This is a genomic window from Streptomyces sp. NPDC096105, assembly GCF_044763335.1.
Lineage (GTDB): Bacteria > Actinomycetota > Actinomycetes > Streptomycetales > Streptomycetaceae > Streptomyces.
Map to the genome: position 1 here is coordinate 84492 of NZ_JBIWGC010000009.1, position 13333 is coordinate 97824.

The 13333-nt window shown below is 71.4% G+C and carries 14 protein-coding genes; 13 read left to right on the forward strand and 1 reads right to left on the reverse strand.

Annotated elements, in window-relative coordinates:
• Nucleotides 1-162: 162 nt before the first annotated feature.
• The 10 genes from ACIQ8B_RS16565 to ACIQ8B_RS16610 all read left to right on the forward strand — a co-directional run bounded on the left by ACIQ8B_RS16565 (nucleotide 163) and on the right by ACIQ8B_RS16610 (nucleotide 10681).
• Complete coding sequence (locus ACIQ8B_RS16565) at nucleotides 163-876, forward strand: AAA family ATPase (RefSeq protein WP_290010135.1); 714 nt, start codon at nucleotides 163-165, stop codon at nucleotides 874-876.
• A 7-nt stretch (nucleotides 877-883) separates the two neighbouring features.
• Nucleotides 884-1660 (forward strand): enhanced serine sensitivity protein SseB, encoded by a 777-nt coding sequence (locus ACIQ8B_RS16570; protein WP_106412326.1) that lies wholly within the window; start codon nucleotides 884-886, stop codon nucleotides 1658-1660.
• A 128-nt stretch (nucleotides 1661-1788) separates the two neighbouring features.
• On the forward strand, nucleotides 1789-2571 hold the full coding sequence (locus tag ACIQ8B_RS16575; RefSeq protein WP_241911213.1) for an enhanced serine sensitivity protein SseB C-terminal domain-containing protein: 783 nt from the start codon (nucleotides 1789-1791) through the stop codon (nucleotides 2569-2571).
• A 433-nt stretch (nucleotides 2572-3004) separates the two neighbouring features.
• Entirely contained in the window at nucleotides 3005-4675 is a 1671-nt protein-coding gene (locus ACIQ8B_RS16580) for an ABC transporter substrate-binding protein (RefSeq protein WP_403547523.1), read from the forward strand.
• Between the two features lie 108 nt (nucleotides 4676-4783).
• Nucleotides 4784-5788 carry an ABC transporter permease gene (locus tag ACIQ8B_RS16585; RefSeq protein ID WP_106412324.1) on the forward strand — a complete coding sequence of 335 codons (1005 nt, stop codon included), beginning with the start codon at nucleotides 4784-4786 and terminating at the stop codon, nucleotides 5786-5788.
• Complete coding sequence (locus tag ACIQ8B_RS16590) at nucleotides 5788-6747, forward strand: ABC transporter permease (protein ID WP_106412323.1); 960 nt, start codon at nucleotides 5788-5790, stop codon at nucleotides 6745-6747. Before ACIQ8B_RS16585 ends, ACIQ8B_RS16590 begins: the two co-directional genes overlap by 1 nt.
• Nucleotides 6748-6753: 6 nt before the next feature.
• Nucleotides 6754-7755: an ABC transporter ATP-binding protein gene (locus tag ACIQ8B_RS16595; protein ID WP_290010126.1), complete on the forward strand. Its 1002-nt coding sequence runs from the start codon at nucleotides 6754-6756 to the stop codon at nucleotides 7753-7755.
• Nucleotides 7752-9011, forward strand: coding sequence for an oligopeptide/dipeptide ABC transporter ATP-binding protein (locus ACIQ8B_RS16600; RefSeq protein WP_403547526.1), 1260 nt, complete (start codon nucleotides 7752-7754; stop codon nucleotides 9009-9011). The genes ACIQ8B_RS16595 and ACIQ8B_RS16600 overlap by 4 nt, the downstream gene beginning before the upstream one ends.
• Nucleotides 9012-9080: 69 nt before the next feature.
• Nucleotides 9081-9749: a trimeric intracellular cation channel family protein gene (locus tag ACIQ8B_RS16605; RefSeq protein WP_403547528.1), complete on the forward strand. Its 669-nt coding sequence runs from the start codon at nucleotides 9081-9083 to the stop codon at nucleotides 9747-9749.
• A gap of 71 nt (nucleotides 9750-9820) precedes the next feature.
• Nucleotides 9821-10681: a thioesterase family protein gene (locus ACIQ8B_RS16610; protein ID WP_290006801.1), complete on the forward strand. Its 861-nt coding sequence runs from the start codon at nucleotides 9821-9823 to the stop codon at nucleotides 10679-10681.
• A 24-nt stretch (nucleotides 10682-10705) separates the two neighbouring features.
• Here ACIQ8B_RS16610 and ACIQ8B_RS16615 read toward each other — a convergent pair whose 3' ends face one another.
• On the reverse strand, nucleotides 10706-11389 hold the full coding sequence (locus tag ACIQ8B_RS16615) for a TetR family transcriptional regulator (protein ID WP_403547530.1): 684 nt from the start codon (nucleotides 11387-11389) through the stop codon (nucleotides 10706-10708).
• A gap of 131 nt (nucleotides 11390-11520) precedes the next feature.
• Here ACIQ8B_RS16615 and ACIQ8B_RS16620 point away from each other — a divergent pair, with 131 nt between their 5' ends.
• The 3 genes from ACIQ8B_RS16620 (at nucleotide 11521) to ACIQ8B_RS16630 (ending at nucleotide 13308) form a co-directional block, all read left to right on the forward strand.
• Nucleotides 11521-11688 (forward strand): hypothetical protein, encoded by a 168-nt coding sequence (locus ACIQ8B_RS16620; RefSeq protein WP_290006799.1) that lies wholly within the window; start codon nucleotides 11521-11523, stop codon nucleotides 11686-11688.
• A 91-nt stretch (nucleotides 11689-11779) separates the two neighbouring features.
• Entirely contained in the window at nucleotides 11780-12046 is a 267-nt protein-coding gene (locus ACIQ8B_RS16625; protein ID WP_403547532.1) for a DUF4190 domain-containing protein, read from the forward strand.
• A 92-nt stretch (nucleotides 12047-12138) separates the two neighbouring features.
• On the forward strand, nucleotides 12139-13308 hold the full coding sequence (locus tag ACIQ8B_RS16630) for a cysteine desulfurase family protein (RefSeq protein ID WP_290006797.1): 1170 nt from the start codon (nucleotides 12139-12141) through the stop codon (nucleotides 13306-13308).
• Nucleotides 13309-13333 lie beyond the last annotated feature (25 nt).

The window sequence follows — 13333 nt, forward strand, 5'->3', positions numbered from 1 at the left end:
GACCCTTGCCGGGGGTGCACCGTTCGTGCAGGCTCGGTCACAGGGAGCTGTGACAGGCCTGTATCGGTAAGAACACGGAACCGAGAGCGACCTGGCATTACCTTCTCTTTACACACGGCGGGGATCGGAACTCGTATCCGGCCCCAGGGGAGGACGACCACGGTGAACAGGCCCACGGCGTACGCCGGCACCACAGGCGTCGCGCTGCCGCGGCAGCACGCGGACGGGGCCGGCGGCGCCCGCGGCGCGGCGCCCGCCCCGCTCGTCCAGGACCTGCGCGAGCGCTCCGGCCGCAGCCCGCGCGCCCTGCTCTTCGGCCCCCGCGACCTCGTCGCCGTCACCGGACTGCCCGGCAGCGGCAAGTCCACGCTGATGCGGCGCACGGTGCGCGGCGCCCGCGTCGACTCCCAGGACGCCCGCGACCGCTGGGACCGGCGCATGCCCCGCCTGCTGCCGTACGCGGTGTACCGCCCGCTGGTCCGGCTCGCCCACTACGCGGGACTGCGCCGCGCGCTGCGCTCCGGCCGGCCGGTCGTCGTGCACGACTGCGGCACGCAGACCTGGGTGCGGCGCTGGCTGGCCCGCGAGGCCCGGCGCCGCGGGGCCGCGCTGCATCTGCTGGTACTGGACGTCACGCCCCAGGAGGCCCTGGCCGGTCAGATGGAGCGGGGCCGTGGCGTCTCGCGGTACGCCTTCCGCCGGCACCGCACGGCGTGCGGCAGGCTGCTGGACGCGGTGGAGTCCGGCCGGGTGCCGGAGGGCTGCGCGTCGGCGGTGCTCGTCGACCGGGACGCCGCGAACGCCCTGCGCCGGATCGGCTTCACCGGGGAACCGGCTAGCCTTTCCGCCACAGCAGTGGCACCAGGCAGGCGGTAGGCGACAGATGGACTTCCCGGCGGACATCCCGGACCGGACGCACTTCCACCCGCACGGCGGGTGGCCCGGCAACGAACTGGAGGAGGCGCTCTCCGCCTCCCTGGGCGTCCCCTCGGCGGGACCCCGGATCGTCGAGGTGCTCGGCCGCAGCTTCCTGTGGGTGCCGCTGCCCAACGGCGGCGGCCCGCACAGCGGCCCCCTCGACCTGCCCACCATGGAACTGGACGGCCAGGCGTACGTGCCGGTCTTCAGCTCCGAGGAGCAGTTCCGCCAGGTCGTCGGCTCCCACATGGGCTGCACCGTCGCGCCCGCCGTGGAGTTCGCCCGCGGACTGCCCCCGCAGGCCGGCATCGTGGTCAACCCGGGCGGCACGGTCGCCGTCCCGCTCCCGCCGGCCGCGGTGGCCGATCTGTGCCGGGCCGGGCGCTCCCCGCTGGACGGCCCGGCGGGCGGCGGCCGGGTCCGGCTGTTCGAACCCGACTGGCAGGACGACCCGGTGGACTTCCTCGCCGCGGCCTCGCAGGAGTTCGACTCCCTCGGCGTGGTGGCGACCGCCCGCCGCTGCCTCGCCGCCGTCGAGACGGCCGACCCGGTGCTGTTCGTCGGCGTGGAACTGCTGCACTGGGAGGGCGACCCCCGGTCCCTGCCGCTGGACGCCCTCGGCCGGGCCCTGGGCCGCAGCCCCGCCCGCTGGCCGGTCAACCTCGTCGTCCTCGACGTGGCCCAGGACCCGGTCGCCGACTGGCTGCGCGCCAAGGTCCGCCCCTTCTACCAGCGGGCCTGACGCGCCGCCCCCGCCTTCCGCGCACCGACCGCTCCCCGCCTTCCGCGCACTGACCGCAGACCGGCGGAGGCCGTCGGCTTAAGCTAGGGGCATTGGCCGGCTGGGCGTTGTACGGAGGGGCGATACAAGTGAGCGCTGGCACCGCGGCGGCCGGACAGGTCGAGCACATGCTGCGCCAGGTGACGCCCGGGCGTTACGACGCCTACGAGGCCTTGCTGCGCGCGCTCGCCACCCCCTCGTCCGGCCGGGTCTGGATGCTGCTCTGGCACGGCCAGGCCGGCTCGCCCGACGCCCAGTACGGGACCATGGAGGTCGACGGCCACGGCTACGCGCCCTGCGTGACCTCCGCCCAGGAACTGTCCGCGAGCGGCTGGAACCGCTCGTACGAGGTGGTGGACGGGCTCGAGGTGGCCCGTGCCCTCTACCCGGACCGCCACGGCCTCTGGCTCAACCCGCACGCGCCCGGCGGGGGCGTCGGTATCCCCTGGCTGGATCTGCGCCGTATCGCCGGCGGCCTCGACCAGCAGCCCGCCGGGCCGCTGCGGCTGTCCGAGCCGGCCATCGAGATCCCGCAGTTCTACGCCCTCCTCGCGCAGAACGCCCACCGCACCCCGGCCGTGCGCGCGCTGCGCCGGGCCTGGGTGCAGCCCGCGCTGGGCGCCCCGTACCTCGCCATCGGCCTGGACGTGTACGACACCTCGCCGCCCGCCGTGGAGTCGGTGCGGGCGATGATGCGGCAGTCCCTGCCCGCCGTGCCCGACGGGCTGCCCGTCTCCACCGTCGCCCTGGCCGACGAGCACGACCCGGTGGCGATGTGGCTGCGCGTCAACGCGCGCCCCTTCTACGACCGCGAGGCGCACGCCCCGGCGCCCGCCGCGGGCTACGGCTACCCGCCCGCACACCGCCTCTGACCGGTACGTCCTTCCCGGGCCCCCGGCGCGGCCGACCCGCCGCCGGGGGCTCTCGCGCACGGTGACGCAGCGTCACCGTGTCCAGCATGTGGACAGTGGGAGCCGGTCCGGCTCCCGTCCGGACCCCTCGGCCGCTGAATTCGCGTCAGATTCCGTCGAATGCGCTCAGCTACCTGCCGCTGACCGCCTGTCACCTGCGGTTTCACTGTGTCTTCAAATCATCCGCGGCCTGTGGAACGGCACTTGCCGGGGTGTCACATGTGTCCGGCGCGTTACATCACCGCGCGAAGATGCCGGAAGAGTCCCTTATGTCAACTGTTCAGATCTCAGGTAGGTATCACCGCTATCCGGACTGTTCCTGACTCACTGCGAACGTCTGTAGTGTTCGGCCGGTCAAGATGCATCCACATAGCGGACCCGGAGTGGCCCCAGTATGCGCATATTCAAGTCCCGAGCCGCTCGGGCGATCACGGCCGCGGTCGCGGTCGGTCTGATCGCCACGGGCTGCGCCAGCGAGCGGGACAGTGACAACGAGAGCGGCGGCAAGAAGGACACCTTCGTGTTCGCCGGTGCAGGTGACCCGGGCTCCCTGGACCCTGCCCTCGCGAGTGACGGTGAAACCTTCCGCGTGACCCGCCAGGCGTTCGAGGCCCTCCTCGAGCACGAGTCGGGCGGCACCGAGCTGGTCGGCGGCCTGGCCGAGACCTGGTCGAGCAACGACGCGGGCACCGTCTGGACCTTCAACCTCCGCAAGAACGTGAAGTTCCACGACGGCGAGGAGTTCAACGCCGCGGCGGTCTGCGCGAACTACGACCACTGGTTCAACTGGAAGGGCACCTACCAGTCGAGCGCGGTCTCCTACTACTGGCAGACCATCATGGGCGGGTTCGCGAAGAACGAGGACCCGGAGACGCCCGAGGCGAACTACAAGTCCTGCACCGCGAAGGACGAGAACACCGCCGTCATCGAGGTCAAGAAGCCCTCCGCCAACCTCCCCGGCGGCTTCTCCCTGAACGCCCTCGCGATCCACTCGCCGAAGGCCATCGAGGCGTACAAGAAGCAGGACGCCACGGCCAAGGGTGACGCCATCACGTACCCCAAGTACAGCCAGGAGGCCGGCACGGTCGCCGGCACCGGCCCGTACAAGATCGTCAAGTGGAACAAGGGCAACAAGGAAGTCACCCTCGAGCGCTTCGACGACTACTGGGGCGAGAAGGCGAAGATCAAGAACCTGGTCTTCCGCACCATCGACACCGAGGAGGGCCGCCGCCAGGCGCTCCAGGCCGGTGACATCGACGGCTACGACCTCGTCGCCCCGGCCGACGTCAAGACCCTCGAGGAGCAGGGCTACGTCGTCCCGACCCGTGGCGTCTTCAACCTCTTCTACGTGGGCATGAGCCAGTCGGCGAACCCGGCCCTGAAGAAGAAGGAAGTCCGCCAGGCGATCGCGCAGTCGATCGACAAGGAGAACCTGGTCAAGACCCAGCTGCCCGAGGGCGGCAAGGTGGCCGACCAGTTCATGCCGGACACGATCGAGGGCTACTCCAAGAACGTCACGCAGTACCCCTTCGACCCCGCCAAGGCCAAGCAGCTGCTGAAGAAGGCCGGCGCGGAGAAGCTGCAGATCGAGTTCTGCTACCCGACCGAGGTCACCCGCCCGTACATGCCTGCCCCGCAGGACCTGTTCGAGCTGATGAAGGCCGACCTGGAGAAGTCCGGCATCACGGTCAAGCCGCGGGCCATGAAGTGGGCCCCGGACTACCTGGACGCCACCGAGTCGGGCTCCTGCGCCCTGCACATGCTCGGCTGGACCGGTGACTTCAACGACGGCTACAACTTCATCGGCACCTGGTTCGCCGGGTTCGACAAGCAGTGGGGCTTCAAGGACAAGAAGGTCTTCGACGCGGTGAACGCCGGCTCGAAGATGGGCAAGGCCGAGGAGCGCACCGCCGCGTACCAGAAGGCCAACGAGGTCATCATGGACTACCTGCCGGGTGTCCCGGTCTCGTCCTCCCCGCCGGCCATCGCCTTCGGCAAGAACGTCAACCCGCCGAACGTGTCGCCGCTGACGCAGGAGATCTTCGCCGAGGCCTCCTTCAAGTAGGCGGAAACGGCAGGAAACCAATAACGGGGGGGTCCGCCCGGCCACCGCAACTCGGCGGCCGGGCGGGTTCATTCATGTAAGACCTCACGCAAGAAAGGGGCATGCGGGGTGCTGCGTCTCGTCGTACGAAGACTGCTCCAGCTCATACCCACGCTGCTCGGCCTGTCGGTTCTGCTCTTCCTGTGGCTCGACCGGTTGCCCGGTGGACCCGCCTCAGCGATCCTGGGGGAAAAGGCCACCGAAGCCGAAGTGGCGCGCATCAACCGTGCGCTCGGGCTCGACCAGCCCGTCTACGTTCAGTACTGGCGCTTCCTCAAGCGCATCTTCGAGCTCGATCTGGGCACCTCCACCCAGACCGGACAGCCGGTGTGGGACGAGTTCGTCCTGCGCTTCCCCGCGACGGTGGAGCTGTCCCTCCTCGCGATCCTCATCGCGGTCGCCGTCGGCGTGCCCCTCGGCTACTTCGCGGCCCGCAACCGCGGCGGGTGGCTCGACGTCAGCGCGGTTTCCGGCTCCCTCGTCGGCATCTGCGTCCCGGTCTTCTTCCTGGCCCTGATCCTCAAGCAGATCTTCGCCGTCCAGCTCGGCATCTTCCCCAGCTACGGACGCCAGGAAACCGGTATCAACGCCACCGACGTGACCGGCTTCGCCGTCCTGGACGGCATCCTCACCGGGGAGTTCGACGCCTCGTTGAGCGCCCTCCACCACCTGGTCCTGCCGGCCGTCGCCCTGGCATCCATCCCGCTCGCCGTCATCGTGCGCATGACCCGCGCCAGCGTGCTCGAGGTGCAGGACGAGGACTACGTCCGCACCGCCGAGGCCAAGGGCCTCAAGCGCAGTGTCGTCCGCAGCCGGCACGTGATGCGCAACGCGCTGCTCCCCGTGGTGACGGCGGTCGGCCTGCTCACCGGCTCCCTGCTGTCCGGCGCGGTCCTGACCGAGTCCGTGTTCTCCTTCGGTGGCATCGGCTCCTTCATCCGGACCGCGATCGACGGCCGTGACTACCCCGTGCTCGTCGGATTCATCATGTTCATCGCGCTGGTTTACGTCTTGATCAACTTGCTGGTGGACCTGGCGTACAGCCTGATCGACCCGAGAGTGCGGGTGCACTAATGAGCGTCGCCACCAAAACCGACAAGATCCAGCGTCTCGCCGAACTGGCCGCGACCAAGGACACCACTACCGGAGCCAGTCTGTGGCGGGAGGCGTTCCGACGTCTCAAGCGCAGCAAGATGGCGATCGTCGGCGCGATCGTCATCGCCGTGTTCATCGTCCTCGCGGTCATCGGGCCGTACATCGCCCCGTACTCACCGACCGCCCAGACCTGGCGCAACGAGGTCTTCGCCAACCGGGGCGAGTTCGTCGGCATGCGCGGCGAGAACTGGTTCGGACTCGACCACCTCGGCCGGGACATGTTCTCCCGCATGCTGGTGGGCGCCCGTCAGACCCTGCTCGTCGGCGTCGTCGCCACGACGATCGGTCTGATCATCGGCTTCCTGATCGGCGGCCTCGCCGGAGCCTTCGCCACCCTCGGCGGTGACAGGGGCAGGCGCATCGACTCCGTCATCATGCGGTTCATCGACATCATGCTGGCGATGCCCTCGCTGCTGCTGGCCGTGTCCATCGCGGCCGTCATGGGACAGTCGCTGACCACCGTGATGATCGCCGTCGGTGTGGTCCAGATCCCGGTCTTCGCCCGGCTGCTGCGCGGCTCCATGCTGGCCCAGGGCGGTTCGGAGTACGTGCTCGCGGCCAGGTCCCTCGGCGTGCGCAAGCGGCGCATCGTGCTCTCGCAGATCATCCCCAACTCGCTCAGCCCGGTGATCGTGCAGGCCACGCTCTCCCTGGCCACCGCGATCATCGAGGCGGCCGCCCTGTCCTACCTGGGCCTCGGCAACCCCGACCCGGCCATCCCCGAGTGGGGCGTCATGCTCACCCAGGCGCAGCGTTTCTTCGACAACGCGCCGATGATGGCGGTCTACCCCGCCGTCGGCATCATCATCACCGCCCTCGGCTTCACCCTCCTCGGCGAGGCCATGCGGGAAGCCCTCGACCCGAAGCTGAGGGGCTGAACCACCATGTCTCTGCTCACTGTCGACGAACTGACCGTCACCTTCGGCGGCCAGGGCCGCAAGGAGTCCCGGGCGGTCGACGGCGTCTCCTTCGAGGTCGACCAGGGCCAGGTCGTGGGCCTGGTCGGCGAGTCCGGCTGCGGAAAGTCCGTCACCTCGCTCGCCCTGATGGGCCTGCTGCCCGCCAAGGGCCTCACCCTCGGCGGCCGTGCCGAGTTCAACGGCACGGACCTGTTCACGATGAGCCCGTCCGCCCGCCGTGACCTGCGCGGCAGCGAAATGGCGATGATCTTCCAGGACCCGCTGTCCTCGCTGAACCCGGTCGTCCCGATCGGCGTGCAGGTCACCGAGATCCTGGAGCGCCACCGCGGGATGAAGGGGGAGGCCGCCCGCAAGGAGGCCGCCCACCTGCTGGACCGGGTCGGCATCCCCGACCCGACCCGGCGGCTCAAGGAGTACCCGCACCAGCTCTCCGGCGGTATGCGCCAGCGCGCGCTGATCGCCATGGCGGTGGCCTGCGCCCCGCGCCTGCTCATCGCGGACGAGCCCACCACGGCCCTCGACGTGACGATCCAGGCGCAGATCCTGGAGCTGCTGAAGGAGCTCGTGGACCAGGAGGGCACCGCCCTGCTGATGATCACCCACGACCTCGGCGTGGTCGCGGGCCTCTGCGACCAGGTCAACGTGCTCTACGCGGGCAAGGTCGTGGAGTCCGCCGGGCGCCGCGAGCTGTTCGCCCACCCCACCCACCCCTACGCGCACGGACTGCTGGGCTCCATCCCGCGGCTCGACGCGCCCCGGGGCGAGCCGCTCAACCCCATCCGCGGCTCGATCAACGACCGCATCGCCTGGGCCGACGGCTGCGCCTTCGCGCCCCGCTGCGACCGGTACGAGATGGGCTGCCTGACCGGCACCCCGCAGCTCACCGAGCCGCGCGCCGCCGGTCACCAGGTGCGGTGCGTCAACCCCGTACTCGACGACGCGAAGGCCGAGGAGGTCCCCGCATGAGCCTGCTCGAACTGGACGGCGTCAAGGTCCACTTCCCCATCAAGAAGGGCGTCCTGTTCGACCGCACGGTCGGCCACGTGTACGCCGTGGACGGGGTGTCCCTGAAGGTCGAGGCCGGCCAGACCTACGGCCTGGTCGGCGAGTCCGGCTGCGGCAAGACCACCCTCGGGCGGTCGGTGCTGCGGCTGGTGGACATCACCGAGGGCTCGGTCGTCCTGGACGGCACCGACCTGGCGAAGCTGCCCGGCGAGGAGATGCGCCGCTTCCGGCGCCGGCTCCAGATGGTCTTCCAGGACCCGCTGGGCTCGCTCAACCCGCGGCAGAACATCGAGTCGATCCTGTCCGAGGGCATGATCGCCCACGGCATCGGCAAGGACCAGGAAGAGCGCCGCGAGAAGATCAAGGCCATCCTGGACAAGGTCGGCCTGCCCTCCAACGCGCTCGCCCGCTACCCGCACGAGTTCTCCGGCGGCCAGCGGCAGCGCATCGGCATCGCCCGCGCCCTCGTCCTCGAACCGGACGTGATCATCTGCGACGAGCCGGTCTCCGCGCTCGACGTGTCGGTCCAGGCCCAGGTCATCAACCTGCTGGAGGAGCTCCAGGAGGAACTCGGCCTGACCTACGTGGTGATCGCCCACGACCTCGCGGTGGTCCGCCACATCTCCGACGTGATCGGCGTGATGTACCTGGGCGCGCTGGTCGAGGAGGCGCCGAGCGACGCGCTCTACGCCGAGCCGAAGCACCCGTACACCAAGGCCCTGATGTCGGCCGTGCCGGTGCCCGACCCGGAGGTGGAGGACAAGCGCGAGCGCATCCTGCTCACCGGCGACCTGCCCTCCCCGGCGAACCCGCCCAGCGGCTGCCGGTTCCACACCCGCTGTCCGTGGGCCCAGGCCGAGCGCTGCTCGACCGAGCGCCCCCAGCTGCGGGACATCGGCGGCGGCCACCGGGTGGCGTGCCACTACGCGGAGGACATCGCGTCCGGCAAGCTGCGGCTGACCCAGGGCGAGGTCGTCTCGGCCACCCGCGAGGGCGTCGACGACAACCCGGAGACGGACGTCGTGGCCAAGGGCACCGCGGCCGAGGACACAGCGGTCAAGGACAGTCCGGCCAAGATCCCGGTGCAGGCGGAGGAGCCCGCGAAGGCGGAGGAGCCCGCGAAGGCGGAGAAGCCGGCCAAGGCGGAGGAGCCGGCCAAGGCGGGGGAGCCCGCCAAGCCTGAGGTGTCCGAGGAGGAGCCCGAGAAGGCTGTCTGATCGGCACCGGAAAGGACCCCTCACCTTGCTTTGCAAGGTGAGGGGTCCTTTCTGCGCCACACTATGTAAGTGCTTCAGCAACTGTTCAGCCCGTCCGTCCTGCACACGCTCGACCTGATCGGCATCTTCGTCTTCGCCATCTCCGGCGCCCTGCTGGCCGTCCGGAAGAACTTCGACGTGTTCGGGATCGCCGTGCTGGCCGAGATCACCGCCCTGGGCGGCGGTCTCTTCCGCGACCTGATCATCGGCGCGGTGCCGCCCGCCGCCTTCACGGATCTCGGGTACTTCGTCACCCCGCTGCTGGCCACCGTCCTCGTGTTCTTCCTGCACCCGCACGTCGAACGCATCCAGACCGCCGTGAACGTCTTCGACGCGGCCGGCCTCGGCCTCTTCTGCGTCGTCGGCACCACCAAGGCGTACGACTACGGGCTCGGCCTCACCGCCTCCGCCTGTCTGGGCCTGGCCACCGCGGTGGGCGGCGGTGTGCTGCGCGACGTGCTCGCCAACGAGGTGCCCTCGCTGCTGCGCTGGGACCGCGACCTGTACGCGGTGCCCGCCATCGTCGGCGCGACCATGGTCGCCCTGTGCCTGCGCTTCGACGTGCTCAACCCGGTGACCAGCACCGCCGCCGCCGTCACCGCCTTCGTGCTGCGACTGCTCGCGATGCGCTACCACTGGCGGGCGCCCCGCGCCTGGCACCGGCGTTCGACGGTCACCGAGGAGCAGCCGCCCGCCTGACCGCAGGGGCGTCACGTCCACCGGGCGACGCAAAGCTACCGCTTAGTATCATCTTCTTGTACTGTTCACCCATGCCAGAAGCAGCCTCCGCCCAGGCCACCCGGGCCGTCATCGGTGACAGTGAGTTCGACCGCGACACCGCGCTCACCGCGCGGGAACCCGGCGTCTACGACATCGACCTCTCCGCCGGATGGACGATCATCAACGCCGTCAACGGCGGTTACCTGCTGGCCGTCCTGGGCCGCGCGCTCGCGGACACGCTGCCGCACTCCGACCCGTTCACCGTCTCCGCGCACTACCTGACGGCCTCCCAGCCGGGCCCGGCGGTCGTCCGCACCGAGACCGTCCGCACCGGGCGCACGCTGTCCACCGGGCAGGCGTCCCTCTTCCAGCTCGACGAGCGGGGCGACGAGGTGGAGCGCATCCGGGTCCTCGCCTCCTACGGCGACCTGGACTCCCTCCCCGACGACGTCCGGACGACGGCCGTACCGCCCGCGCTGCCGCCGATGGACCGGTGCTTCGGTCCCGAGGACGGCCCCGCCCCGGTCGACGGCAGCTCCGAGATCACCGGCCGGCTGATGCTGAAGCTCGACCCGTCGACGCTCGGCTGGGCCCTCGGACAGCCGTCCGGCAAGGGCGAGATGCGGGCCTGGTTCGGTCTCGCCGACGGCCGGGACCCCGACCCGCTGGCGCTGCTGCTCGCGGTGGACGCGCTGCCGCCGACCGCCTTCGAGATGGGCCTGACCGGCTGGGTGCCCACGGTCGAGCTGACCGTCCATGTGCGCTGCCGCCCGGCCCCCGGCCCCCTGCGCGTGTCCGTCACCACCCGCAACCTGGCGGGCGGCTTCCTGGAGGAGGACGCCGAGGTCTGGGACAGCGCCGACCGCCTCGTCGCCCAGTCCCGCCAGCTGGCCCGGGTACGTCTGGGCTGAGCCGACGACAAGGGGTGGCGGAGGTCATGGACGACCCCCGCCGCCCCTTCGCCGGGTCACCGCCCCCCCGGCCGCGGCCGTCCCGTCGAGCCAGTGCCGCCGCCCCACCTGGATCAGCCGCAGCTGACGCGCCGCCACCTCCGACGCCCGCTCCCGGGCCTCGGGCGAACCCGCCGACGCCTCCAGGAGGAGCGAGGCCGTGATCAGCATCTGGTCCACGTGGAGCTGCGCGAGCATCAGCAGGTCCTCGGCGCTCCAGCCCGCCGACTCCGCGTCCCCGGCCAGCGCCTGAGCGACCTCCGCCGTGAACCGCGCCAGCCGCTCCCGTATCGCCTCGCGGACCGGACGCACCCCGCCGTGCCGTTCCCGGGCGATGAACCGTACGTGTGCGGGGTACGCGTCCACATGGCCGGCGATCAGCCCGATGGCGCGCGCGATGCGTTCCTCCCCGTCGCCGGAGGAGGACACCGTCGTCCGGATCACCGGGTGCAGGCTGCCCAGGGCCTCCTCGACCAGTGCCACGCCCAGGTCCTCGACCGACCGGAAGTGCCGGTAGAAGGCGGTCGGCGCGATGCCCACGGCACGGGTGACCTCACGCAGGCCCAGGCTGCTCAGGCTCTGCCCCTCCAGCAGCCCGAGCGCCGCGTCGAGGAGTGCCTGCCGGGTCTTCCGCTTCTGGGCCTGCCGGATGCCGGTCGTGGGACTCATGCCCCGCAGTCAACAACTGTTCTCCCCCGTTGAGAAGTGAGGGCGGCGCCGAGAAGTGAGGACGGTGTTGTACTGGGTAGTCAGTGAACAGATGTCACTGCAGTCGTTCACTCGAACAGGGGGTCCGACCCATGCTGTTCCTCGTCGCCGCGCTCCTGCTGCTGGGCGTCGTCCTCGGCACCGTCGCGCACGCGCCGCTCACCTTCTCCGTCACCGCCGGCGCCGTCATCGCCGTCTGGCTCGGCGTCTTCGCCCTGCGCGAGCGCCAGGGCCGCGACCGCCGCAGCTCGGCGCAGTGACCCGCGCGCGTCGCGTCCCGCGTACCGCGCGTCGCGGGGACGCACGCCGCCCCTCCGCTCCCCCTCCGACCGACCGCAGGAGCCGATCACCATGCAGCTCACCGCACCGGCCGGCCGCCGCACCGGCATCCGCGACACCGACGGCATGGCCGTCGCGTCCTTCGTCCTGGGCCTGCTCGGCCTGCTCGTCCTCAACGTCTTCCTCGGCCCGGCCGCCATCGTGCTGGCGTCCGTCGCCCTGCGGCGGGGCACCGCCCGCCGCGGCCGCGCCCTGCTCGGCCTCGGCCTCGGCATCGCCGACCTCGTCGTCCTCGCCGCGTTCATGCAGGCGGACGGCACGCTCTCCTGGAGCTTCTGACCGGACGCCCCGGCGAGGCCCCCGCAGAGGTGCCGCGTCCCGGCCACCGCGATCCGTGTGTCGTGCACCGGGCCCGTAGAATCGGCCCCACCATGGCTTACCTCGACCACGCCGCGACCACCCCGATGCTGCCCGAGGCGGTCGAGGCGCTCACCGCGCACCTGGGCGTCACCGGCAACGCCTCCTCCCTGCACGCGGCCGGCCGCCGCGCCCGGCGCACCGTCGAGGAGGCCCGCGAGACCCTCGCCGAAGCCCTCGGCGCCCGCCCCAGCGAGATCGTCTTCACCTCCGGCGGCACGGAGGCCGACAACCTCGCCGTGAAGGGCCTGTACTGGGCGCGCCGCGACGCCGACCCGGCCCGCACCCGGGTCCTCGCCAGCCCCGTCGAGCACCACGCCGTCCTCGACGCCGTCGACTGGCTCGGCGCGCACGAGGGCGCCGCCGTCGAGTACCTCCCCGTCGACGCACACGGCCGGGTCCACCCCGAGGCGCTGCGCGAGGCCATCGCCCGCAACCCCGACGACGTCGCCCTCGCCACCGTCATGTGGGCCAACAACGAGATCGGGACGATCCTGCCGGTCGCCGAACTCGCCGCCGTCGCCGCCGAGTTCGGCGTCCCCCTGCACTCCGACGCGGTCCAGGCCTTCGGTCAGGTCCCGGTGGACTTCGCCGCGTCCGGGCTCGCCGCCATGACCGTCTCCGGCCACAAGATCGGCGGCCCGTACGGCATCGGCGCCCTGGTCCTGGGCCGCGAGCACACCCCCGTGCCCGTGCTGCACGGCGGCGGCCAGGAACGCCACGTCCGCTCCGGCACCCTCGACGTGCCGGCGATCGCCTCGTTCGCGGTCGCCGGGCGGATCGCCGCCGAGCAGCGGGAGCGGTTCGCCCTGGAGGTCGGACGGCTCCGCGACGACCTGGTCGCCGCGGTGCTGGAGGCCGTCCCCGACGCCGTCCTCGCCGGCGACCCCGACCCCGGCGGCCGGCTCCCCGCCAACGCCCACTTCACGTTCCCCGGCTGCGAGGGCGACTCCCTGCTGCTCCTCCTGGACGCCCAGGGCATCGAGTGCTCCACCGGCTCCGCCTGCACCGCCGGCGTCGCCCAGCCCAGCCACGTCCTCCTCGCCACCGGCACCGCCCCCGACCTCGCCCGCGGCACCCTCCGCTTCTCCCTCGGCCACACCTCGACCGACGCCGACGTCGACGCCCTCGCCAAGGCCATCGGCCCGGCGGTGGAACGCGCGCGGGCGGCGGGTCTGAGCTGAAGCGGCGGGGCCGAGCTGGAGCGGC